Origin of the sequence: Cognatishimia activa (assembly GCF_026016445.1) — a bacterium.
Taxonomy (GTDB): domain Bacteria; phylum Pseudomonadota; class Alphaproteobacteria; order Rhodobacterales; family Rhodobacteraceae; genus Cognatishimia; species Cognatishimia activa_B.
Window position 1 is genome coordinate 1,825,423 of record NZ_CP096147.1, and the last position, 21,753, is coordinate 1,847,175.

General features: G+C 53.4%; 19 protein-coding genes. 11 read left to right on the plus strand and 8 right to left on the minus strand.

Annotation, left to right across the window (positions count from 1 at the left end; genetic code table 11):
• The first annotated feature begins 1 nt into the window (after window position 1).
• From M0D42_RS09125 to M0D42_RS09140, 4 genes are all read left to right on the plus strand, one after another.
• Window positions 2-1,492 (plus strand): NAD-dependent succinate-semialdehyde dehydrogenase, encoded by a 1,491-nt coding sequence (locus M0D42_RS09125; RefSeq protein ID WP_265018301.1) that lies wholly within the window; start codon window positions 2-4, stop codon window positions 1,490-1,492.
• A gap of 254 nt (window positions 1,493-1,746) precedes the next feature.
• Window positions 1,747-1,872, plus strand: a complete 126-nt coding sequence (locus M0D42_RS09130) for a hypothetical protein (protein WP_265021194.1) — start codon at window positions 1,747-1,749, stop codon at window positions 1,870-1,872.
• Between the two features lie 268 nt (window positions 1,873-2,140).
• The gene (locus tag M0D42_RS09135; protein ID WP_265018302.1) at window positions 2,141-2,533 is read left to right on the plus strand and encodes a BlaI/MecI/CopY family transcriptional regulator; all 393 of its coding nucleotides are present in this window, start codon (window positions 2,141-2,143) and stop codon (window positions 2,531-2,533) included.
• Entirely contained in the window at window positions 2,523-3,635 is a 1,113-nt protein-coding gene (locus M0D42_RS09140) for a M56 family metallopeptidase (RefSeq protein WP_265018303.1), read from the plus strand. The genes M0D42_RS09135 and M0D42_RS09140 overlap by 11 nt, the downstream gene beginning before the upstream one ends.
• Before the next feature lie 83 nt (window positions 3,636-3,718).
• On the opposite strand, the gene M0D42_RS09145 is transcribed toward M0D42_RS09140, so the two are convergent.
• From M0D42_RS09145 to M0D42_RS09175, 7 genes are all read right to left on the minus strand, one after another.
• A complete protein-coding gene (locus M0D42_RS09145; protein WP_265018304.1) occupies window positions 3,719-4,249 on the minus strand; it encodes a hypothetical protein in 531 nt (176 codons plus the stop codon).
• Window positions 4,250-4,407: 158 nt separating this feature from the next.
• Window positions 4,408-4,686 carry a DUF2160 domain-containing protein gene (locus tag M0D42_RS09150; protein ID WP_265018305.1) on the minus strand — a complete coding sequence of 93 codons (279 nt, stop codon included), beginning with the start codon at window positions 4,684-4,686 and terminating at the stop codon, window positions 4,408-4,410.
• A gap of 1 nt (window position 4,687) precedes the next feature.
• Complete coding sequence (locus M0D42_RS09155) at window positions 4,688-5,485, minus strand: carbohydrate ABC transporter permease (RefSeq protein WP_265018306.1); 798 nt, start codon at window positions 5,483-5,485, stop codon at window positions 4,688-4,690.
• A gap of 13 nt (window positions 5,486-5,498) precedes the next feature.
• On the minus strand, window positions 5,499-6,362 hold the full coding sequence (locus M0D42_RS09160; RefSeq protein WP_265018307.1) for a carbohydrate ABC transporter permease: 864 nt from the start codon (window positions 6,360-6,362) through the stop codon (window positions 5,499-5,501).
• Window positions 6,359-7,450: an ABC transporter ATP-binding protein gene (locus M0D42_RS09165; RefSeq protein WP_265018308.1), complete on the minus strand. Its 1,092-nt coding sequence runs from the start codon at window positions 7,448-7,450 to the stop codon at window positions 6,359-6,361. The genes M0D42_RS09160 and M0D42_RS09165 overlap by 4 nt, the downstream gene beginning before the upstream one ends.
• Before the next feature lie 9 nt (window positions 7,451-7,459).
• On the minus strand, window positions 7,460-8,521 hold the full coding sequence (locus M0D42_RS09170) for an ABC transporter ATP-binding protein (RefSeq protein WP_265018309.1): 1,062 nt from the start codon (window positions 8,519-8,521) through the stop codon (window positions 7,460-7,462).
• A gap of 100 nt (window positions 8,522-8,621) precedes the next feature.
• Entirely contained in the window at window positions 8,622-10,358 is a 1,737-nt protein-coding gene (locus tag M0D42_RS09175) for an extracellular solute-binding protein (protein WP_265018310.1), read from the minus strand.
• Between the two features lie 662 nt (window positions 10,359-11,020).
• Here M0D42_RS09175 and M0D42_RS09180 point away from each other — a divergent pair.
• The 5 genes from M0D42_RS09180 (at window position 11,021) to M0D42_RS09200 (ending at window position 17,995) form a co-directional block, all read left to right on the plus strand.
• Complete coding sequence (locus M0D42_RS09180; protein WP_265018311.1) at window positions 11,021-12,601, plus strand: ABC transporter substrate-binding protein; 1,581 nt, start codon at window positions 11,021-11,023, stop codon at window positions 12,599-12,601.
• Between the two features lie 156 nt (window positions 12,602-12,757).
• Entirely contained in the window at window positions 12,758-14,323 is a 1,566-nt protein-coding gene (locus tag M0D42_RS09185) for an ABC transporter substrate-binding protein (protein WP_265018312.1), read from the plus strand.
• A 71-nt stretch (window positions 14,324-14,394) separates the two neighbouring features.
• Window positions 14,395-15,366, plus strand: coding sequence for an ABC transporter permease (locus tag M0D42_RS09190; RefSeq protein ID WP_265018313.1), 972 nt, complete (start codon window positions 14,395-14,397; stop codon window positions 15,364-15,366).
• Window positions 15,363-16,304 carry an ABC transporter permease gene (locus tag M0D42_RS09195; RefSeq protein ID WP_265018314.1) on the plus strand — a complete coding sequence of 314 codons (942 nt, stop codon included), beginning with the start codon at window positions 15,363-15,365 and terminating at the stop codon, window positions 16,302-16,304. The genes M0D42_RS09190 and M0D42_RS09195 overlap by 4 nt, the downstream gene beginning before the upstream one ends.
• A complete protein-coding gene (locus M0D42_RS09200; RefSeq protein WP_265018315.1) occupies window positions 16,304-17,995 on the plus strand; it encodes an ABC transporter ATP-binding protein in 1,692 nt (563 codons plus the stop codon). Before M0D42_RS09195 ends, M0D42_RS09200 begins: the two co-directional genes overlap by 1 nt.
• 140 nt (window positions 17,996-18,135) lie before the next feature.
• Here M0D42_RS09200 and M0D42_RS09205 read toward each other — a convergent pair whose 3' ends face one another.
• Entirely contained in the window at window positions 18,136-19,050 is a 915-nt protein-coding gene (locus tag M0D42_RS09205) for a LysR substrate-binding domain-containing protein (protein WP_265018316.1), read from the minus strand.
• Between the two features lie 109 nt (window positions 19,051-19,159).
• On the opposite strand from M0D42_RS09205, the gene M0D42_RS09210 reads away from it, so the two are divergent.
• Window positions 19,160-19,816 carry a pyroglutamyl-peptidase I gene (locus M0D42_RS09210; protein WP_265018317.1) on the plus strand — a complete coding sequence of 219 codons (657 nt, stop codon included), beginning with the start codon at window positions 19,160-19,162 and terminating at the stop codon, window positions 19,814-19,816.
• Between the two features lie 11 nt (window positions 19,817-19,827).
• Complete coding sequence (locus M0D42_RS09215; RefSeq protein ID WP_265018318.1) at window positions 19,828-21,693, plus strand: ABC transporter ATP-binding protein; 1,866 nt, start codon at window positions 19,828-19,830, stop codon at window positions 21,691-21,693.
• The last annotated feature ends 60 nt before the right edge of the window (window positions 21,694-21,753 follow it).

Consider the following 21,753-nt stretch of genomic DNA (forward strand, 5'->3'; position numbering starts at 1 on the left):
CATGAATCAGAAAACTGCGAATGCCTCTGGGCAACTTCATTTGGCAGATCCGAGTCTCCTTCTCAACTCTGCTTATGTGAACGGCCAATGGCTTGGTTCGTCAACAAGCTCTGCGAGCTTTTCGGTAACCAACCCTTCTACAGGCACTGTTTTGGCAACGTTACCTGATCAAGGCATTTCCGCGGCGCGCGCCGCGATTGACGGAGCCTATGAGGCTCAAAAGGATTGGGCAGCGAAGACAGGTAAGGAACGTTCGGCTGTCTTAAGACGGTGGCATGATCTGATAATCGCCAATGTTGATGATCTGGGCGCGATCCTCTGTGCCGAGATGGGCAAACCCTTGGCTGAAGCCAAGGGTGAGATCATGTATGGCGCGAGCTATATCGAATGGTTCGCTGAAGAAGCCAAACGCATCTACGGCGATCTCATTCCGGGCCACCAACCGGACAAACGTATCATGGTGATGAAGCAGCCCGTGGGTGTTGTTGCTTCCATCACGCCCTGGAACTTTCCGAATGCCATGATTGCACGCAAAGTGGCCCCTGCCCTGGCGGTCGGTTGCGCCTTCGTCGCGCGACCTGCAGCTGAAACACCCCTCTCAGCGCTGGCCATGGCCAAGCTGGCAGAAGATGCCGGGCTGCCAGCGGGCCTTTTCTCGGTCATCACATCGACACGCAGTGCGGAGATCGGACAGGAGTTTTGCTCGAACGACAAAGTGCGCAAGCTCACTTTTACAGGCTCTACAGAGGTGGGCCGCATTCTAATGAAGCAGTCCGCTGATCAGGTCATGAAGACATCCATGGAATTAGGTGGCAATGCTCCCTTCATCGTCTTCGATGATGCCGATCTTGATGCGGCCGTCGAAGGCGCGATGATCTCCAAGTATCGCAACAACGGCCAGACTTGTGTTTGTGCCAACCGCATCTATGTTCAGTCCGGCGTCTATGATGTCTTTGCTGAGAAGTTGGTTGAAGCCGTCAAGAAAATGAAGGTCGGCGATGGATTTACTGATGGCGTCACGGCCGGACCGCTAATCAGCGAGAAGGCTGTCGCGAAAGTCGAAGAGCATATCGAAGACGCCACATCAAAGGGCGCATCTGTCATCATCGGCGGCAAACGCCATAGTCTTGGTGGCACCTTCTATGAGCCAACTGTGCTCAAAAATGTGACCCGTAAGATGCTCATCGCGTCTGACGAGACCTTTGGCCCTGTCGCGCCACTCTTTCGTTTTGATACCGTCGAAGACGTGATTGAGCAGGCCAATGACACGATCTTCGGGCTCGCATCCTACTTCTATGCTAACGATCTCTCCAAGGTTTGGCGCGTCGCGGAGGCCCTCGAATACGGGATGGTCGGTGTGAACACTGGTTTGATCTCAACCGAGGTGGCACCCTTCGGCGGCGTCAAGCAATCAGGCCAGGGTCGCGAGGGCTCCAAATACGGAGCCGATGACTATCTAGAACTCAAATATGTCTGCCTTGGCGGCGTATAAACAAGGAATTCTTCCAAAATCGCCTGAGGAAAACTCCCAAGATGCGTGGCAATTCGGCCGGTGGGCGAAAAGTCCTCCACCCACCGGTCTTTTTAATTTAGTAATTAAATCACTGCTAAACTTTCGCGAAATTCGACGAATCTAATCGTGAGATATTGAACTACTATGTGTCTGACGTCAGCACCTATGGGTCAAAATAGGGTAATTTGATAAGAGAGTGTTTATGGCTCATCGTAACCACCGAGGAGTGGACGATGAGGAAGACAACCAAGAACCCTGGCGAGAAGATCGTCAAAGGCATCAAACGGGCGACCCGCAAACAGTATTCAGCTGAAGAGAAGATCAGGATTGCCCCATCCGGCCTGTCATCAGATCAATAGAAACTTCCGTGGAAATTAGAAAAGCCCATACAATTCAAACCACTATCCTTTCGCTCAGGTGTGCATGAGTGAAGCAACATCGCGGCTGAACCAAGGCAGCGCCTAACAGGAGCCGCATATTCATCGAACGTTGCTATCGATTGTCGGACAGAAAACTCTAAGTTTCACAAAAGCGCATGTGGCGCCCGTTGATCGATCAAAACGTTACACTTCACTAAAGCAAGGATCTCTGTTACTAAACAATTAGTAAATTTAGTGGGGACTCATATTGGTACGTCGTCGCAGTGAAATGCTCACGGATGTTGAGCTTGAGTTTATGGTCGCTCTCTGGGAGATCGGGACCGGTTCCGTGCGCGATGTCATGGGCGCCTTAGAGGGCGACACCAAGCGTGCCTATACTTCTGTTGCCACTGTTTTGAAGATTTTGGAGGATAAGGGCTACGTTAGCTCAGAGCGTAAAGACCGCAGCCTGATCTACAGCCCTGCCATCCAGCGAGCAGACTATGAGGGACGGTCCCTCAAGAATTTGTCAGATTCTTTGTTTGGAGGAACGCCAACCGCGCTTGTGGCTCGGTTGGTGGATAACGAAGACCTGACGGACGAAATGATCCAGGAAATAAAAGAGATCATTGATACAAGGATCAGAAAGGATGACGGTTGATCAAATCGTAGGGGGGGCGATCTGGATCCAATTGATGATCCTGTTGGCCGCGCTGGTTTTTGCAGTGTTCGAGGGGGTGCTTTGGCTGTCTGGTAACAGACGCCATTTCCTGACGCGACGACGTTTAGGTGTTGCAACTATTGCATGTCTGGGCACCCTGCCCTTCATCATGCCGTATCTCTCTAAAACGACCTATGCAGCGTCGGTGAATGCTACCGACGTGATCGTGGCACAGGTTTTGAAGGGCAATATTGCCATCTCTGCGGTTGAGATGAATAATCTCTTCCAGATCAAAGCGCGTGTGATGGAACAATTGACCACCGGCCGCACTCTGATTGCGCAGCTGGTCATCGCAGCCTTCCTTTCTGCGCTGATCTTGCGACTTTGCTATATCCTTCTGAACCTCTGGCGTGTCCGTCGCTCGATTTATCAAGGCCGCGTTCTACACCGCTCGCGCCGCATGAAGCTCATCATGAGTCCGCATATCACTGTGCCATTCTCTACACGCGGGCTGTGGTTCTACTATATCATCATCCCGCAAGGTTTTGGCGGTGACCGCAAAGCGATGCAAATGTCACTCGGTCATGAAATGCAGCATATTCGCCAAGGGGATGTGGATGCGGAAGTGCTGCTCTCCCTTCTCTCTCCACTGGTTGTTTTGAACCCTGGCTTCTGGTTCCTTTCCAGCCGGTTGAGAAAACTGGGTGAATTGGCCTGTGATCGCGCCTATCTTGCGCGGAGCGGTTTTGACGCCCACGGCTATTCGCTGCGACTACTCAGCATTGCCCGCCAAAGCATCGTGAACCGCGCTCAACCAACAGCGCTGGGTGTGCCCCTTGTTGGTCGAAGCATCCCTTTCATGGGACGCCGTTCGATCCTGAAAGAGCGCATCCTTGAGATCGCTCATGATCAGGAAGACCCCAAGCGAGAGACCATCTGGTTTGCCTTTGCCTTATCGGTGTTTATGGCGGCAGGTGTTCTGTTTGGGGCCGCGGCGCTAGCTGAACCCCCAGAATGGAGCCATGATCGCATCATGCTGTCGACGGTGGCGAATTTGGATCGGCTGAATGAGTTGAATACACTGGCACAGCGAAGCTGGTAAGTGACTTTTTTTGTTTAAGTGCTCCACACAATTATGTTTTTGTACTTAAACAAATAACTTCGTCAGCCCGTTTAGACGAAGGCTTAGTTGCAGACGGCAGCAACATGTAACGTTTCATCAACTGCGCCAAATCGGTAGGCTGTTTGCGAATGATATCCGGTGTCAAACCCCACCCATTCGCAGCGATCGCTCAGGGCCAGAGTGCGCTTAGCGAAATCAACGCGTTTCTGAATTGATAGGCCCAGTTTCTTTCCGCACAGACCGCGTTGGATAGCGTGTATGGTACAAACCCGTAATTCTCCATCTGGACCCTTATATGCAGACTCTCCCAAGAAGGTTTTGACGTCGGATACGGCCATCCCCGTCTGGGCAGCCCTACGCTCCCAATCGGCTTCCGTTACGCCCTTGCTGTAAGTTGGCGTCAGTGACTTGAAAGTGAAAATTAACGGCGTTTTCCCGTTGGGGACTTTTGCAATAGATTTCTGCAATGCACCCCAGCTGACATTATAGCCCTCTACATTCGCAGTACCTCTAAGTTTTGATACGCTGCCGCTTGGAGATGACACACAAGCCGCCAGCACTAACGCTGAAACACTTAAGATAATGGCCTTCATTAATTTTCCTTTCAAATTCAGTTTGTTCTGTCACTAGCGTTTCACAACTTATGAAGGAAGAGCCCAGCTTAAAATACAGCACCGAAATTTGAACGCAGCAAAAAGGACCCAGCGAAACCGCTGAGTCCTTCTTCGATAATCTGTGAGGAAAATGGAACTCACACTTTCCAGAAGCAGGTAATCCCCCACAATATCGCCAATCCTAGCGGTACCCATAAAGGCATGCCGAATAGTCCGATCCAGAGCAGGAAAATATAGCTGGTCCCCAGACAGGTCAGGAACAGGCGATCCCCTCGGGTGGTGGTGAGGCCGAGAATACCTTGGCGCTCATCCCCACCGGGGTTGCGGATTTCCAGCATGACCAAAATGCCAATAGCGCTGAAAATCCCAATGAAAACGGCCGCGGTTGGCCAGGTCCATGCCATCCAACTCAGCATATCAAACCCTCCCCATCGCGAAGCCCTTCGCGATGTAATTACGGACGAAGTAGATCACGATCGCCCCCGGAATGATGGTCAGCGTGCCCGCCGCCGCGAGAAGCCCCAACTCGTAGCCTGCACTTGAAGCAGTCTTGGTCATTGTCGCCGCGATCGGCTTTGCAGCAACAGCTGTCAGCGTTTTCGCAAGCAGAAGCTCTACCCAAGAGAACATGAAACAGAAGAAGGCTGCGACCCCTACCCCAGCTTTAATGGTCGGAATGAAAATCGCCATGAAGAAACGTGGGAAGCTGTAGCCGTCAACGAAGGCCGTTTCATCGAGCTCCTTCGGAACACCGCCCATGAAGCCCTCCAAAATCCACACGGCCAGCGGGATGTTGAAGAGGCAGTGTGCAAGAGCCACGGCAAGATGCGTGTCAAAGATGCCCACAGCGGAATAAAGCTGGAAGAAGGGCAAAGCGAAGACCGCAGCTGGTGCCATCCGGTTGGTCAGCAGCCAGAAGAACAGCTGCTTATCGCCGAGAAAACGGTAGCGGCTGAAGGCATAAGCAGCCGGCAGAGCCACCGCGATGGAAATCACCGTGTTGATCGACACATAGAGGATCGAGTTGATGTAGCCCCAATACCAGGTCGGATCGGTGAAGATCGTCTTATAGGCCTCCAATGTGAAGGTCTGAGGGAACAAGGAGAACCCGGCCAGAATTTCATTGGTGGTTTTGAAACTCATCGCGACGAGCCAGTAGATCGGCAGCATCAGGAAGAAGATGTAGAGAATGGGAACGAGAGATCGTTTTTGCATCAGATCGCCCTCCTTAGTTCAGATCGTCTTTGGTCATCAGCGTGTAGAACAGCCAAGACACCAAAAGCGTGATTGCAAAGTAGATCAGAGACATCGCCGCTGCCGGGCCAAGGTCAAATTGCCCAAGGGCGATTTTCACGAGGTCGATGGACAACAATGTGGTCGAGTTGCCAGGCCCACCGCCGGTCAGAACAAACGGCTCTGTGTAGATGTTGAAGCTGTCCATAAACCGCAAGAGGATTGCGATGGTTAGAACGTTCTTCATCTTTGGTAGTTGGATAAAGCGGAAAACGCTCCAGTTGCTGGCGCCGTCGATCTTGGCCGCCTGATAGTAGGCGTCAGGGATCGAAACGAGGCCTGCGTAGGCCAGCAGTACAACCAGCGAGGTCCAATGCCAGACGTCCATGGTGATGATGGTCACCCAAGCCGCAATCGGGTCTTGGGTCATGTCATAATTGATGCCCAGAACGTGGTTCAGGAAGTAACCCAGCAGGCCAATATCTGGCAGGGCAAAGATGTTCCACATTGCGCCCACAACGTTCCATGGGATCAGCATCGGCAGAGCCATCAGAACTAGACAGACCGGCACCCAGAAGCCTTTGCGCGGCATAGAAAGTGCGATGGCGATACCCAGAGGGATTTCGATGATCAGGATCAGCGCGGTGAACATGAACTGACGTCCAAGGGCCGCGTGGAAGCGATCAGACCGCAGGATCTGTTCAAACCATGTCAGGCCTTCCCAGAAAAAGAGGTTGTCACCAAAGGTTTCCTGCACCGAATAGTTGACCACCGTCATCATCGGGATCAGCGCGTTGAAGGCGACCAGTAAGAGAACCGGCAGGACAAAGAACCATGCCTTTTGATTTTCGGTTTTCATGCTGCGTCCTCCTGAACTGCGACATCCGTCGCCAGCCATCCATCGGCGTAAAGTCGTGTTTGGCTTGGTTTGAATTGCAGATGCACGATGTCCCCTTTCGCCGGTGGGGTACCATTCAAAATGGCGGCCACGCGATGTTCGCCGACTTCGACTTCGACAACCGTGTGTTTACCAATGTCAGAGACCTTGCGCACATGCGCCTCAATGCCGGTATCGCCAAGGCTGACAAATTCAGGCCGAATACCGATCTCAAGCTTGCCAGACGTACCTTCTTTGATCGGTCCTTCCAGCTCAACCTGATGACCGTAGAAATATGCGACACCATCTTTGATCTCTGCCGGAAGCACGTTCATGCCAGGGGAGCCAATGAAGTGACCCACAAAGGTATGCGCAGGACGTTCAAACAGTTCGACCGGTGTGCCGACCTGAACGACCTCTCCCAGTTCCATGACAACCACCTGATCGGCAAAGGTCAGGGCTTCGGTCTGGTCGTGGGTCACGTAGATCATGGTGCGACCGACGCGCTGGTGCAGTTCCTTGAGTTTGGTGCGCAGTTTCCATTTCAGATGCGGGTCAATCACAGTCAGTGGTTCGTCAAACATGACGACGTTCACGTCATCGCGCACCAGACCCCGCCCCATGGAGATCTTCTGTTTGTTGTCAGGAGACAGACCAGCTGCGCGGCGATCCAGCATATCCGTGACTTCCAGCATCTCAGCGATTTCATAGACACGTTGATCGATGGTCGCTGGGTCCACGCCGCGGTTCTTCAGCGGAAACGCAAGGTTTTCGCGCACCGTCATCGTGTCGTAGATCACCGGGAATTGGAACACCTGCGCAATGTTGCGTTGATCGGGTGTCGCTCTTGTCATGTCGTTTCCGTCAAAGAGGATTTGCCCCTCAGATGGCACCAGCAGACCTGAGATAATGTTCAGCAAGGTCGACTTGCCGCAACCTGATGGACCCAGAAGCGCGTAGGCGCCACCATCTTGCCAGTCCAGATCGACTTCTTTCAGAGCAAAGTCCTGCGGCCCCTTCGGATTGGGGTAGTAGGAATGCCTGAGATTTTTCAGAGTGATTTTGGCCATTACGTCCCCCTAGGCCACGCGGTTGCCGTCGGGTGCGAAATAAAGGCACGCGTCGGTATTCATATAGAAAGTGTGATCCTCACCCAGTCGGTAAGGATGGGTGCCGTGGGCCAAAGAAACCCAGCCGTTTTCACCAAACTCGAAGTGTGCGGAGCTTTCAGATCCAGACAGTTCGGTAACACCAACAGTGCCTGTCACGGCCACACGCGCCTCCGCAGAGGCGTTTGGCAGAACGTGGTTTGGCCGGATGGCAACTGTGTATTCCCCGTCTGTTAGCCCAGTCGCATCACCTTCGGCCGCCCAAGATACATCCCCCAAATGGAAGGCGCTGCCTTGCTTCCGTACTGTTGCATGGTTGATTGGAGGATCAGAGAAGACCTGCGCTGCCATTAGGCTGCTTGGCGCGCGGTAGATCTCGGCGGTCGGGCCAAACTGCGCGACATTGCCATCCACCATCAGAGCGGTTTCACCACCCAGCAAAAGGGCTTCTTCAGGTTCAGAAGTGGCGTAAACCACTACAGCACCGCGATCAGCAAAGAGTTCTGGCAACAGCTCCCGCAGCTCTTCACGGAGCTTATAATCAAGGTTCGCCAGCGGTTCATCTAAGAACACTGCTTGGCTGTCTTTCGCAATCGCACGAGCCAAGGCGCAGCGCTGTTGCTGACCACCAGAAAGCTCATGCGGGCGACGATGCAGCATTGGGCCGAGTTTCAGAATATCAGCGGCTTCGCCAACCCGCCCTTCAATCTCAGATTTCGCCATGCCGGCCACGCGCAGAGGAGAGGCGATATTGTCAAAAACCGTCATGTGCGGATAGTTGACGAAAAACTGATGCACGAGGCTGATGCGCCGTTTCTGTGTGTTCAGTTTTGTTATGTCATTGCCGTCCATAACAACCGTACCGGATGCGATCGGGTCGATCCCTGCCATCATCTTAATGAGGGACGTCTTACCTGCGCCCGTTTCGCCGAGCAGAACGTTGAAGTGACCTTTTTCCAACGTCAGGCTGGTGGGTTTGATGTGGGTAACACCTCGCACCACCTTAGTAATATTGTTCAAAACAAGTGCCATTTTGCACCTTTGGATTTGGATGTTGCCGTTTCCTGCTAAGGAGGCTGGGGTCACGAGGACCCCAGCCTTGGCCTAACTTCGGGGAGAGTGTGTTAGGTGCTTAGTTGGCGTTCCAGCGTGCAACGAGGTCGTCGTAATTCACTGTCTCACCTGCAGGCTTCTCGTTTGCCAGCTTTGGCTTCGCGCCGCCGTTTGCAAACCAGTATTCTGCGTCACGCTCTTCGTTCAGACGAGGGCCACAGCCGCCGTAGACATTCTGCGCTTCGTCTGCACGCTGCATCCGTGCCATGGTGATGTCCATTTCCTCAGCCAGTCGATCCATCGCCTCTTGCGGAGTAAATGCACCAGAGTTCACGTCACCAATCTGCTGCCACCAGATCTGTGCCAACTTTGGATAATCAGGCACGTTAACACCGGTTGGAGACCATGCAACACGATCAGGAGAACGGTAGAACTCGACCAGACCACCCAGTTTTGGGGCACGCTCGGTAAAGGACGCGTGGTTCACAGAAGAGTCGCGTGTGAATGTCAGACCAACGTGAGATTTTTTCACGTCAACGGTCTTGGATGTCACGAACTGAGCGTAAAGCCATGCAGCCTGCGCGCGCTCAGATGGGGTGGACTTCAGGAAGGTCCAGGATCCCACGTCCTGATAGCCAACCTTCTGGCCTTTTTCCCAGTATGGTCCGTGCGGAGATGGAGCCATGCGCCACAGTGGGTTGCCCTCAGCATCCACGGTGTTGTTACCCTCGTTCTGAGGCTTCACCATGTCTGCGGTGAAGGCTGTGTACCAGAAAATCTGCTGGGCCACATTGCCTTGGCTCAGAGCTGGCAGAGACTGATAGAAGTCAAAGGATGCCGCACCTGGAGGAGCGTAGTTCCGAAGCCATTCGTCCCATTTGCGGATCGCGTAAACCGCTGCTGGGCCGTTAGCCGCACCACCGCGAGTCACGCTTGCGCCGGCTGGGTTGCAGGACCCTGCTTCCATGCGAATGCCCCATTCGTCGATAGGAACGCCGTTTGGTTCACCCTTGGAGCCCGCGCCTGCCATAGACAGCCACGCATCGGTCATACGCCAACCCAAGTCAGGGGCGCGTTTACCATAATCCATGTGACCGTAGATGGCTGTGCCGTCGATCTCTTTCACATCTTTTGAGAAGAACTCTGCGATGTCTTCGTAAGCAGACCAGTTGACTGGAACACCCAGCTCATAGCCGTATTTCGCTTGGAAGGCTGTTTTGAAATCTTCTCGGTCAAACCAGTCTTTGCGGAACCAGTAGAGGTTCGCGAACTGCTGGTCTGGAAGCTGATAGAGGTCGCCGTCAGGGCCAGTGGTGAACTGGGTGCCCATGAAGTCATCCAGATCAAGCGTTGGCGAAGTTGTCGCCGCCCAATCACCTGCCATCATATCGGTCAGGTTATAGGCCAGCTGCAGACGAGAGTGTGTACCGATCAGGTCAGAGTCGTTCACGTAACCATCATAAAGGTTACGCTTGGTCTGCATCTGGGTTTGCACCGCCTGAACAACTTCACCTTCGCCGAGGATCTGGTGGTTCACTTTGATGCCAGTGATTTCCTCGAAAGCTTTCGTCAGCACCTCGGCCTCGTAGCCGTGTGTTGGAATGCCTTCGGACAAAACGTTGATTTCCATGCCAGCGTATGGCTGTGCTGCGTTGATGAACCATTGCATCTCGCTCATCTGCTCATCTTTGTTGAGCGTGGATGGCTGGAATTCGGTATCAATCCAACGCTTTGCTGCCGCTTCGTCGGCATAAAGCGAGTGTGTGCCCGCAATCACGGCAGCCGCCGCCACTGCGGAAAGAAGATACGTCCGCATCTTTTCCTCCCAATGAATTATATCCCGGATTTCCCCGGTCGCATTACGTTGGCAAACGTACACAATTTAGTCAACTAAATAATTAGTAGTCACCGAAAAGGGCCTCAAATCATTGTTTTAAATATATATTTTTAGATTAAACTTCACTCACCTTAGAGAGCGAGATCCAGAGATCGGCGCTTTATGAAGTGGACAAACACCTAATAATGGCTGGTTAAGCAACTTCAAATTCGCCAATATATACTGACCCCTCATTCCGATCGACTTCCAGCAACCTAGAATTCGTTAAGTAACTGGAGCCCCCTTGTAGGGATCGCCTGCAAAGTGTTTGGTAGCAGGATGCCAGAAGGAACCGTCGGTAAATCTGATATCCAAGTGCACAACCAATGGCTTAAAGACCCGCACTCCTCGCAGATTGAATGCCGGTTAGATTCCGAAATATGTGAAACTGACCTTACCGGAAACAAAGCTGCTTGCGGCGTCGCTTCGCGAATCGCCGACTAAACCTTTGTATTAAAGTAGGTTTTTATCAAACAATCCGACCTAAATCGTTGCAAAGTGAAATTGTTGACATTTGCAACCTAATATTTCCTTTGAAATCCCTGATTTTTTATCAAAGAATAAATTCCATAATCAAAAAAACCAAACTTAGGGGAGCTCCTATGAGATTTGCGAAGAAAGCCATTGTGGCGTCGTTGCTTGCTGCGACGGCGTTGCCAGCGGGCGCTGAAACACTACGGTGGGCCAGTGCGGGTGATGCGCTGACACTTGATCCACATTCACAGAATGAGGGCCAAACACATACTATTCGCCACCAAATGTACGATGCTTTGATTATCCGTGATGTGACCGGTGCATTCGAAGCGTCCTTGGCGACCGATTGGGCCCCTAGCCCAAGCGATCCAAACGTCTGGGTCTTCAACCTGCGTCAAGGTGTGAAGTTCCACAACGGCAATGACTTCACTGCAGAAGATGTTGTTTTCAGCTACAACCGTGCGAAAACAGAAACATCTGACATGAAAGAACTGCTGAACTCTATCACAGAGATCCGCGCAGTTGATGATTATACAGTGGAAATGGTCACGGACGGTCCTAACCCGATCCTGCCAGCCAACCTCACCGACCTGTTCATCATGGACAAAGACTGGACTGAAGAAAACAACACAGTCGATGTACAGGACTTTGAAGGTGGCGAGATCACCTATGCGACCACCAATGTGAACGGAACCGGCGCTTATAAGCTTGTCAGCCGCGAACCAGACGTAAAAACCGTCATGGAACGCAATGATGACTATTGGGGCCGCGATCAGTTTCCGATGGCGTATTCAGAGATCATCCACACACCAATCCAAAACGCGGCGACCCGTGTTGCGGCATTGCTGTCTGGTGAGATCAACTTCCTGCAAGACGTTCCGGTGCAAGACCTTGAGCGTGTAAATGGCTCTGACGGTCTGGTTGTGAAAACCGCGCCACAAAACCGCGTGATCTTCTTTGGTATGAACCAAGGGGCTGAGGATCTGGAAGCGGATAACGTGGACGGCAAAAACCCATTGGCAGATTTGCGCGTCCGTCGTGCGATGTCGATGGCAATCAACCGGGATGCGATCAAGCAGGTTGTGATGCGTGGTCAGTCTGAGCCAGCGGGCATGATTGCACCTCCGTTTGTGAACGGCTGGACTGCTGCAATGGACGGCGAAAGCACAACTGACATCGATGGCGCGAAAGCTCTGATGGCAGAAGCTGGCTATGGCGATGGTTTCTCCATCCGTCTGGACTGCCCGAATGACCGTTACATCAACGATGAAGCGATCTGTCAGGCGGCCGTGGGTATGCTCGGTCAAATCGGCATTACTGTGAACTTGGACGCGATTCCGAAAGCACAGCACTTCCCGAAAATCACCGACAGTAAAACCGACTTCTACATGCTGGGTTGGGGTGTTCCAACTTACGACTCCGAGTACATCTTTAACTTCCTCGTACACGGTCGCGAAAGCAGCATCGGCACATGGAATGGTACCGGCTTTGACAACGATGAACTGGATGCAAAAATCCTGTCTCTGGCGTCAAACACCGACCTCGACCAGCGTAATGCGGACATCGCAGCGATCTGGCGAGTCGTTCAGGACGAACAGCTTTACATCCCAATTCACCACCAGGTGCTGAACTGGGCGATGGGCGACAATGTCGGAATCGAAGTTGACCCTGAGAACCAGCCAATGATCAAGCACGCGACCGTCAAGTAACCGCGGCACAAACCGCAGTTAAATTTCTGGTCTGTGCTTAATTGAAGGCCCAGATGTGCGCTGAGAAGGATATCCCTTCTCAGCGCATGCAATTAGAACAGTGTACATAACAAAAACAAGAAACCAGTAAATTGTTCTACCAACATAGGTGAAAGCATGAAAACAGTCTTTTTGTCGGCGCTTGTTTCGACCAGTTTAGCTCTACCGGCCATTGCCGAAGAATTCAAATGGGCGGTCACCACCGATCCTCAAACTCTGGACCCACATGCAGTGAACTCTGCGCCGGTTCTGGGCTTCCTGAATAATGTCTACGAAGGCCTTGTGCGTCGTGGCAAAGACATGAGCGTTGAGCCAGCTCTGGCGACCTCATGGGAACCGATTGGCGATGGCGAAGGCTGGCGTTTCACTCTGCGTCAGGGCGTCACCTTCCAAGATGGCTCTGCCTTCAACGCGGATGACGTGATCTTTTCCTACAAACGCGCCTCTGATGAAGCATCAGACACACGCAGCTGGTTTGCCTCTGTTTCTGACGCGGTCAAGGTCGATGACTATACCGTCGACATTCTGACCAATGCGCCAAACCCAATCTTCCCAGGCTCGATCGCCAACTGGATGATCATGGACAGCGGTTGGGCTGAGGCCAATAACGCGGGCCTGCCTGACAAGGAAAACGGCAACTACGCAACGCTGAATGCCAACGGCACAGGTGCCTTCGCGGTCACCGCGCGCGAACCTGGTCTGCGCACCGAACTTCAGCCGCATGCTGGCTGGTGGGGTGAGGTTGAACACAACATCACCAAAGCAGAACTGGTTCCGGTACAAAACCCGGCGACAGCCTTGGCAGCGCTTCTGTCTGGCGACGTGGACTTCATCAACCCGGTGCCAATCCAAGACGTGGCGCGTCTGCAAAGCAATCCAAATGTAGACGTGATCCAAGGCATCGAAGCCCGTGTGATCATGCTGGGTTTCCCACATGAGGCTGACACGCTCAAATATTCGTCTGATGTGACAGACGCCAACCCCTTTGCGGACCTGCGTGTGCGCCAAGCGGTGGCTCATGCCATCAACGTGCCTGCGATCTTGCAGACCATCATGCGTGGCAACGCGCAAGAGGTCAGCCAGCTCGTCTCTCCGGCGATGAATGGCTATTCCGATAGTCTCGCCGCCCGCCCTGCTTACGACCCAGAACGCGCCAAGGCGCTTTTGGCGGAAGCAGGCTATGCAGATGGCTTTTCGTTTGGTCTGAAATGCCCGAACAACCGCTATCTCAACGATGAATCTGTCTGTCAGGCTGTCACCGGCATGCTGGCACAAGTAGGTATCAAAGCGACTTTGGACGCGATGCCTGTGTCCAACTACTGGCCGGAACTGCGCGCAGACAACTACGATATGTACCTGTTGGGCTGGTCCCCAGGCACATTTGATGCGGAACACCCAATCCGCTTCCTTGCATCCACGCCAAATAGCGAAAAGAAACTTGGCTCTTGGAACTTTGGTGGCTTCTCCAACGCACGTGTGGACGAGCTTCTGCCAATGATCCAATCAGAAATTGACGCGGACAAACGTCAGGCTCTGGTGGATGAGGCGCATAAAATTCTTCAAGACGAAGTTGCCTATGTGCCGATGTATGTACAACCGCTGGTATGGGGTACCGGCAGCAACATCGAACTCACGCAGCGCCCGGATAACTTCTTTATCCTACGCTGGGTGACAGTAAACTAATCAACCTAAAGCGCCCCGACATCGTTCGGGGCGTTCGCATTTATGCGTAACCCACTGGAGAATAAAAACAAATGCTGGCTTACGTAATAAGGCGCATTGGGCAGTCCATCTTGGTCTTGCTCATTGTGGGCCTTGTCGCATTTTCCATGTTCAACTTCGTAGGTGACCCGATCGACAATATGCTCGGTCAGGAACGCACCATTGAAGATGTTGAGCGTCTGAAGGAACAGCTGGGCCTGGATAAGCCCTTCCCTGTTCAATACTACAAATTCCTCGAAGGGGCCGTTCAGGGCAATTTCGGCGTGAGCTACCGTCAAGGTCGCCCTGTGTCCGAAATCCTGCTGGAACGCGCACCGGCAACCTTGGAATTGGCCGCGGTATCGGCGCTTTTTGCCATCCTGATTGGCATCGCGCTTGGGGTTTATACCGCCATCAAACGAGACGGTTTCTTAGCGAACTTCATCATGTCGACCTCGCTTATTGGCGTCTCACTGCCCACCTTCTTAATCGGCATCCTCTTGATCTACCTCTTCTCGGTAGAACTCAATTGGCTGCCCAGTTTCGGGCGCGGAGAAGTTGTGGATCTCGGCGGCTGGACAACGGGTTTGTTGACATCAAGCGGGCTGAAATCTCTGATCCTTCCGGCGATCACATTGGGGCTTTATCAAATGACCCTGATCATGCGTCTGGTGCGATCAGAAATGCTTGAGGTTCTAAGGCAGGATTACATCCGCTTTGCGCGGGCACGGGGCTTGGGTGACAGCACCGTCCATTTCCGCCATGCCTTGAAGAACACAATGGTGCCGGTTGTGACCATCATCGGTCTGCAACTTGGTGCGATCATCGCCTTCGCCATCATCACGGAAACCGTGTTCCAATGGCCAGGCATGGGCCTCTTGTTCATCAACGCAATCCAATTCGTCGATATCCCGGTGATGGCAGCTTATCTGATGCTGATCTCTGTGATGTTTGTGGGCATCAACCTCGCGGTTGATATCCTCTACGCCTTTATTGATCCTCGACTGCGGGTGGCAGGCAAATGACCGAAGTAATCGAAACACAAACCCCGACGCGCCTGCGTCGTATTCTGGACAGCGATCTCTACTACGCGTTCCGCAAATCACCGGTTGCGATGATTTCGGCAATCGTCGCGCTGCTCTTGATCCTTTCCGCCGTCTTTGCGCCGATCTTGGCCACAAGCAACCCATTTGATCCGGCAAGCTTGAACCTGATGAACGGTTTCACACCGCCCTCTGAAGCCAACGCCTTCACCGGCGAAAGCTTTATCATGGGCACTGACGACCAAGGCCGCGACGTCTTTTCCACCATTCTTTATGGCATGCGGATTTCGCTCTTTGTGGGTGTGGCTGCCGTGCTTTTTGCCATGGTGCTGGGCATCGCGCTTGGTCTTCTCGCGGGTTACGCAGGGGGCTGGACCGACACTATCATCATGCGCGCCGCTGACGTGCAGTTGACCTTCCCATCCATTCTGGTGGCCATGCTGGTCTTCGGTATCGCCAAGGGCATCACGCCCGTGGAATATCGCGATCAAATGGCAATCTGGGTTCTGATCCTTGCGATTGGTCTTTCAGATTGGGTGCAGTTCGCCCGCGTTGTGCGCGGGGCAACCATGGTGGAAAAAGGCAAAGACTATGTGGCCGCCGCGCGGTTGATCGGACGTCCGTCCTTCTCAATCATGCTGCGTCACATCCTGCCAAACGTGCTGTCGCCGGTTCTGGTGATTGCCACGATCTCTTTGGCATTGGCGATCATCGCAGAGGCAACGCTCAGCTTCCTGGGGGTCGGCGCGCCGCCTACCCAACCGTCGCTGGGCACGCTGATCCGCATTGGTCAGCAGTTCCTCTTCTCTGGCGAGTGGTGGATCCTCTTCTTCCCTGCCTGCACCCTTCTGACGCTGGCCCTGAGTGTGAACCTGCTGGGTGACTGGCTGCGTGACGCTCTGAACCCGAGGTTGAAATAATGACAGAAGCCATTCTCTCAATCCGCAATGTGACCGTCGAAATTCCGACCCGTCACGGTATTTTCAAACCTGTTCAGAACGTCAGCTACGACATCGTCCCCGGGGAAATCCGGGGCGTCGTGGGCGAAAGTGGCGCTGGCAAATCCATGACCGGCAACGCTGTGATTGGCCTGCTGGACGAACCTGCGCATATCTCGCAGGGGGAAATCTGGCTGAAGGGCAAGCGCATCGACAATCTGTCGGCAGAGGAAAAGCGCAAGATCCGCGGCAAGGAAATCAGCATGATCTTCCAAGATCCGCTGACCTCCCTCAATCCGCTGTTCACCATCGGTGAACAGCTGGTGGAGACCATTCAATTGCATCTCGACCTTGGGGCAGCTGCTGCCAAGGAACGGGCGATTGAACTGCTGGAAGCCGTTTCCATCCCCAACCCGCATGATCGCTTTGATCAATATCCTCACCAGTTCTCTGGCGGGATGCGGCAACGGGTTGTGATTGCGCTGGCGCTTTGTTCAGAGCCCTCTGTGATCATTGCGGACGAACCGACCACAGCGCTCGATGTCTCCATTCAGGCGCAGGTACTGGAGCTGATCAAAAAGCTCGCGCGGGAACGTCAGATTGGCGTCATTCTCGTGACCCACGACATGGGCGTGATTGCCGATACTACGGAACAGGTGACAGTGATGTACGCCGGTGAAGTGGTCGAAAATGGCACCACCGATCAGGTTTTGGGCGCACCAGAGCACCCTTACACTAAGTCTTTGATTGCGGCGGTTCCCCGTCCGCACAAGAAAATTCACCGTTTCCCGCAAGTCAGCTATGGCGGGCGTGAGACGGTGTTTAAAATCGAAGACCTTGCGCGTAACTGGCAACACTCAGATGCCAGTAAATCCGGTAAGATGCTAGAGGTCAAAGGCCTGACCAAACGCTTTGTGGAAAAGGCCTCTGTGATCCCTTCGCGCACCAAATACTTCACGGCCGTTGATAATGTCAGCTTCGATATTAAAGACGGTGAAGTCTTTGGCATCGTAGGGGAAAGTGGCTCAGGTAAATCCACCGTCGCACGTATGATCGCAACGCTCTACGATACCGACGGCGGCGAGATCATCTTTGACGGGGATGAAGTCACCTCGATGGATGCTCAGCAACTGGCGACCTACCGCAAACAGATTCAGATGATCTTCCAGGATCCATTCTCGAGTCTGAACCCGCGCATGAAAGTCGGCGATATCGTTGCGGAACCGCTGATCCACCACAAGATTCTTCCCAAAGGCCAAACCGACGCCCGCGTGCAGGAACTCTTGGACAAGGTGGGGCTGGCGCGCGGCTCTGATCGCAAATACCCGCATGAGTTCTCAGGCGGTCAACGGCAGCGGATTTCCATCGCGCGCGCCATTGCGACCCAACCGCGTTTCTTGATCTGCGACGAACCAACCAGTGCGCTGGACGTGTCCATTCAGGCGCAAATCCTCAACATCCTGAAAGATCTGCAAGAGCACCTTGGTTTGACGATGCTATTCATCAGCCACGACCTGCCGGTGGTGCGCCAGATGTGTGATCGGGTTGCGGTGATGAAACAGGGTCAGATGATCGAGGTGAATGACGCTGAAACCATATTCACGGCGCCAGAACACCCCTACACGGCGGAACTTCTGAAGCTGATGCCGCATCTGTCTCAGTTGCAGGACTGATCTCGTAGCTTAGAACAAAATGAGGGCGCAGTGACGAATTCAATCACTGCGTCTTTTTCTTTCAAACATGGTCACTCTTAAATATTTGGGTCTAAGACCCGCGCCCGGCAGAAAGCTTAGACGCACACCTTAAAGGCCTTTCACGTTTCTGCATTACCCAAGCCGTGCAAGAACTCAGCGGTAACGCCCTTCAGAGTACGCACAAATGCAGCCAGGTGCTCCGATGGCGGCAAGCCCTCAGGTGTCGCAACTATGTAGGAATATTCGATACATGGCTCAAACGGGCGAGCAATGACGCCATTTGCCTGCCAGGGCCCCGCACCAAATGGTTCAATCACACCAACCGCTAAATTCTCAGCGATCATGGAGTATCCCGTATGGGAGCTCTGAATGCCAATGTCTGAGCGATACTGGATATTCGCGCCATCGAGAACATTGTGGGTATCGTCCCAATTGACTTGTTGTGCAGGCAATATTCGCAGCACGTTTTCGTTTTCCAGATCCTCTACTCGTATTACCTCACGTTTTGCCAAGGGGTGAGTTTCGTGCATGGCGCAGACATGCGCAGCCTCAGCCAGTGGCTCTTGAAGTATTCCCGGCAAGTCAGGAAAGGCATGCGAAATCCCAAGCGTAGCTTGGTGAGTCTGCAGCTTAAGTGCGATTTGGTTGAAAGATGCGGTTTCGATCTGGAAAGCGACTGAGGGGTGAGATTCGCGAAACTTCTTTACAGCAAGAGGTAGCACACTCGTCGACAAAGCTGGCGTTACGCAGATTTTCAGGTCGCTTGGTCGTTGCTCTCGGATTTGTCTGGCAGCGCTGTCGAGTTCATCCATGCCGATGTAGAACCGTTCCACCCCATTATAAAAACGAAGCGCCTCAGGTGTTGGATGCAGCCTGCCCTTGGTGCGCTCAAACAGTTTGAAATCAAGGGAAATTTCGAGATCAGCAATCAAGCGACTCACAGCAGGCTGGGTCACCGACATCAGGTTTGCTGCTTGCGCCGTGGTGCCTGATTGCATGACGCCACGAAAGGCTTCGATTTGTCGGTGTTTCAAAGCATATCTCCGCCTATAATATTTACCTATTCACCTATGTATTAATATGACTTGAGATTATCAACTTCGTTCGTCCATGGTTTCTAAAAAACAAACCAAGGAAATACGAATGGCGCATCTGCCGAAAATTCTGGTGGCGGGATATGGTCCCTGGGCGAAAGCGGAAAACAACCCGGCTGCTCAGACTGTAGAGGAACTGCGCAAGCGCGATTGGCGGCATTGTGACGTCAGTTTTCACGTACTCCCCGTACGTAGCGACAGTCTGGCAAGCAAAGTGAATGCACTGCTGGAAGATCATCGTCCAGATGCCTGGATCGGGATTGGCGTTTCTGACGCTGGGATCATTCAGCCAGAGATGGTCGGCATCAATTGGCGGCACTTCGGCGTCCCGGATGTGGCTGGTGCAACCTTTGACAAAACACCAATTCTCACAGGCGGGCCTGATGCCTACAATGCTACGCTTCCCAATGCCAAATTGGTCGATGCGGTGATCAGAGCCGGTATCCCCGCCGCCCTCTCCTTTCATGCGGGCACGCATCTCTGTAATCAGATGCTCTACACCGCAGCGCACCTGATCAGTCAGCGTGGCATGTCCACACTACAGGGCTTCATCCATGTGCCTCAGACCCCTGGCAACATCGCGATGACCGAGCGCCGCGAGGCACAGGTGCCCTCCATGAGTCTGCCGATGATTACCGAAGCTATCGCGATTTGCATCGACACTCTCACCGAAGAACTCACCACCCAGCAACCTCTTTCCGCATAAGGATCATCGCCATGTCTGACAGCACCCCCAACACCTCCCCACTGCTTTCCGTGCGCGATCTCACGGTCGAATTCGGCTACGGAGATTTTGCGGTACGCGCTGTCGATGGCGTCTCCTTTGACCTTGAGCATAATAAAACCTTAGCCATTGTCGGGGAATCCGGCTCTGGCAAATCGATCTCTTCCTTGGCGATTTTGGGTTTGCTGCGGCACATCGGTGGCCGTGTTCCAAAGGGAGAGTTGCTGTTTCAAAGTGAAATCCTGGGTCGGCGTGTTGATCTTGCGCAACTGTCTGAACGTGAGCTTCGAAAAATCCGTGGCAATGAAATCGCGATGATCTTTCAGGAACCAATGACCTCGTTGAACCCCGTGTTCACCATTGGCGGGCAAATGGGGGAAACGCTCGCGGTCCATCAGAACTTAAACAAGCGCGAGGCTCGCAAGAAAGCGCTGGAGTTTCTTGACCTGGTGCGCCTGCCAAATGCAGCGCGTCTGCTTGACAGCTACCCGCATCAACTATCCGGCGGGATGCGCCAACGCGTGATGATCGCGATGGCACTCTGTTGTCAGCCGAAAATCCTTGTTGCAGATGAACCCACGACGGCGCTCGACGTGACCATTCAGGCGCAAATCCTGCACATCATTCGCGAGTTGCAGGCGGAAATGGGCACCTCGGTGATCTTCATCAGCCATGATATGGGTGTGGTCTCTGAGATGGCTGATAATGTCTTGGTGATGAAGGCCAGCAAGTTTGTCGAAACGGGCTCTGTCAGAACCGTTTTGGGAGCGCCAAAAGAGGCCTATACGCAGGCGCTTCTTGCCGCAGTTCCCCGCATCGGCAGCATGACCGGCACCACCCAACCGAAACTCTTTGATATTCCGGGACAGACACAAATCCAGACAAAGGCACCTGCCAAAGCTGTCGACCGCAGCCAGCCTGTTCTTGAAATCGAAGATCTCACCACACGCTATGATGTGCGTGGCGGTCTCTTGAACCGGGTCACACATCGCGTGCATGCGGCAGAGAAGATTTCCTTCAACATCTACCCCGGTGAAACACTTGCCTTGGTGGGGGAATCCGGCAGCGGCAAGTCCACGGTCGGCAAAACCATTCAGCAACTTGTAGAGCCTGTTTCTGGCGCGATGCGCTACCACGGCCAGGATGTTTTTTCACTTCCGCCTGAGCAGCGTAAGGCCTTCCGCCAACAGACCCAGTATGTCTTCCAAGACCCATACGGTTCCATGAACCCGCGCAAGACAATTGGTGAAAGCTTGATTGAACCTGCAAAGGTCCACGGGTTGGTGTCGTCACAGGAAGAAGCTGAGGCAAAGATCGCGGACCTGCTCACAAAGGTTGAGCTGCCGACCAGCCATGCCAGCCGATACCCGCATCAGTTTTCAGGTGGTCAAAGACAACGTCTCTGCATCGCCCGTGCTCTGGCATGCGATCCAAGCCTGATCATTGCAGATGAGGCAGTCTCTGCACTGGACGTTTCCGTGCAGGCGCAGGTTGTGAATCTCCTGATGCAGCTCCAAGCTGACCAAGGGCTTTCTTATCTCTTCATCACTCATGACATGGCCGTCGTGGAGCGCATCAGCCATCGTGTTGCCGTGATGTACCTCGGCCAGATTGTTGAAATCGGCAGCCGCCAGCAAATCTTTGAGAACCCGCAACACCCTTATACTAAACGACTTTTGTCTGCCGTGCCCGTTCTCAATCCGGGGCATCGCCCAACCAGACCACCACTCGAAGGGGAAATCCCTAGCGCGATGCGGCCTGTTGGAGATGAACCAACTCTGGTCGACCTACTGCCTGTTGAAGATGGTCATTTCTACGCAGCGCAGTCTGCAGAAGAGCTCGGCGCATTACTGCAATAGCCCTCATCCAATCCGCTTAACAACAAGGGCGAATGCCCACCCTCATCAACCACCGACTGG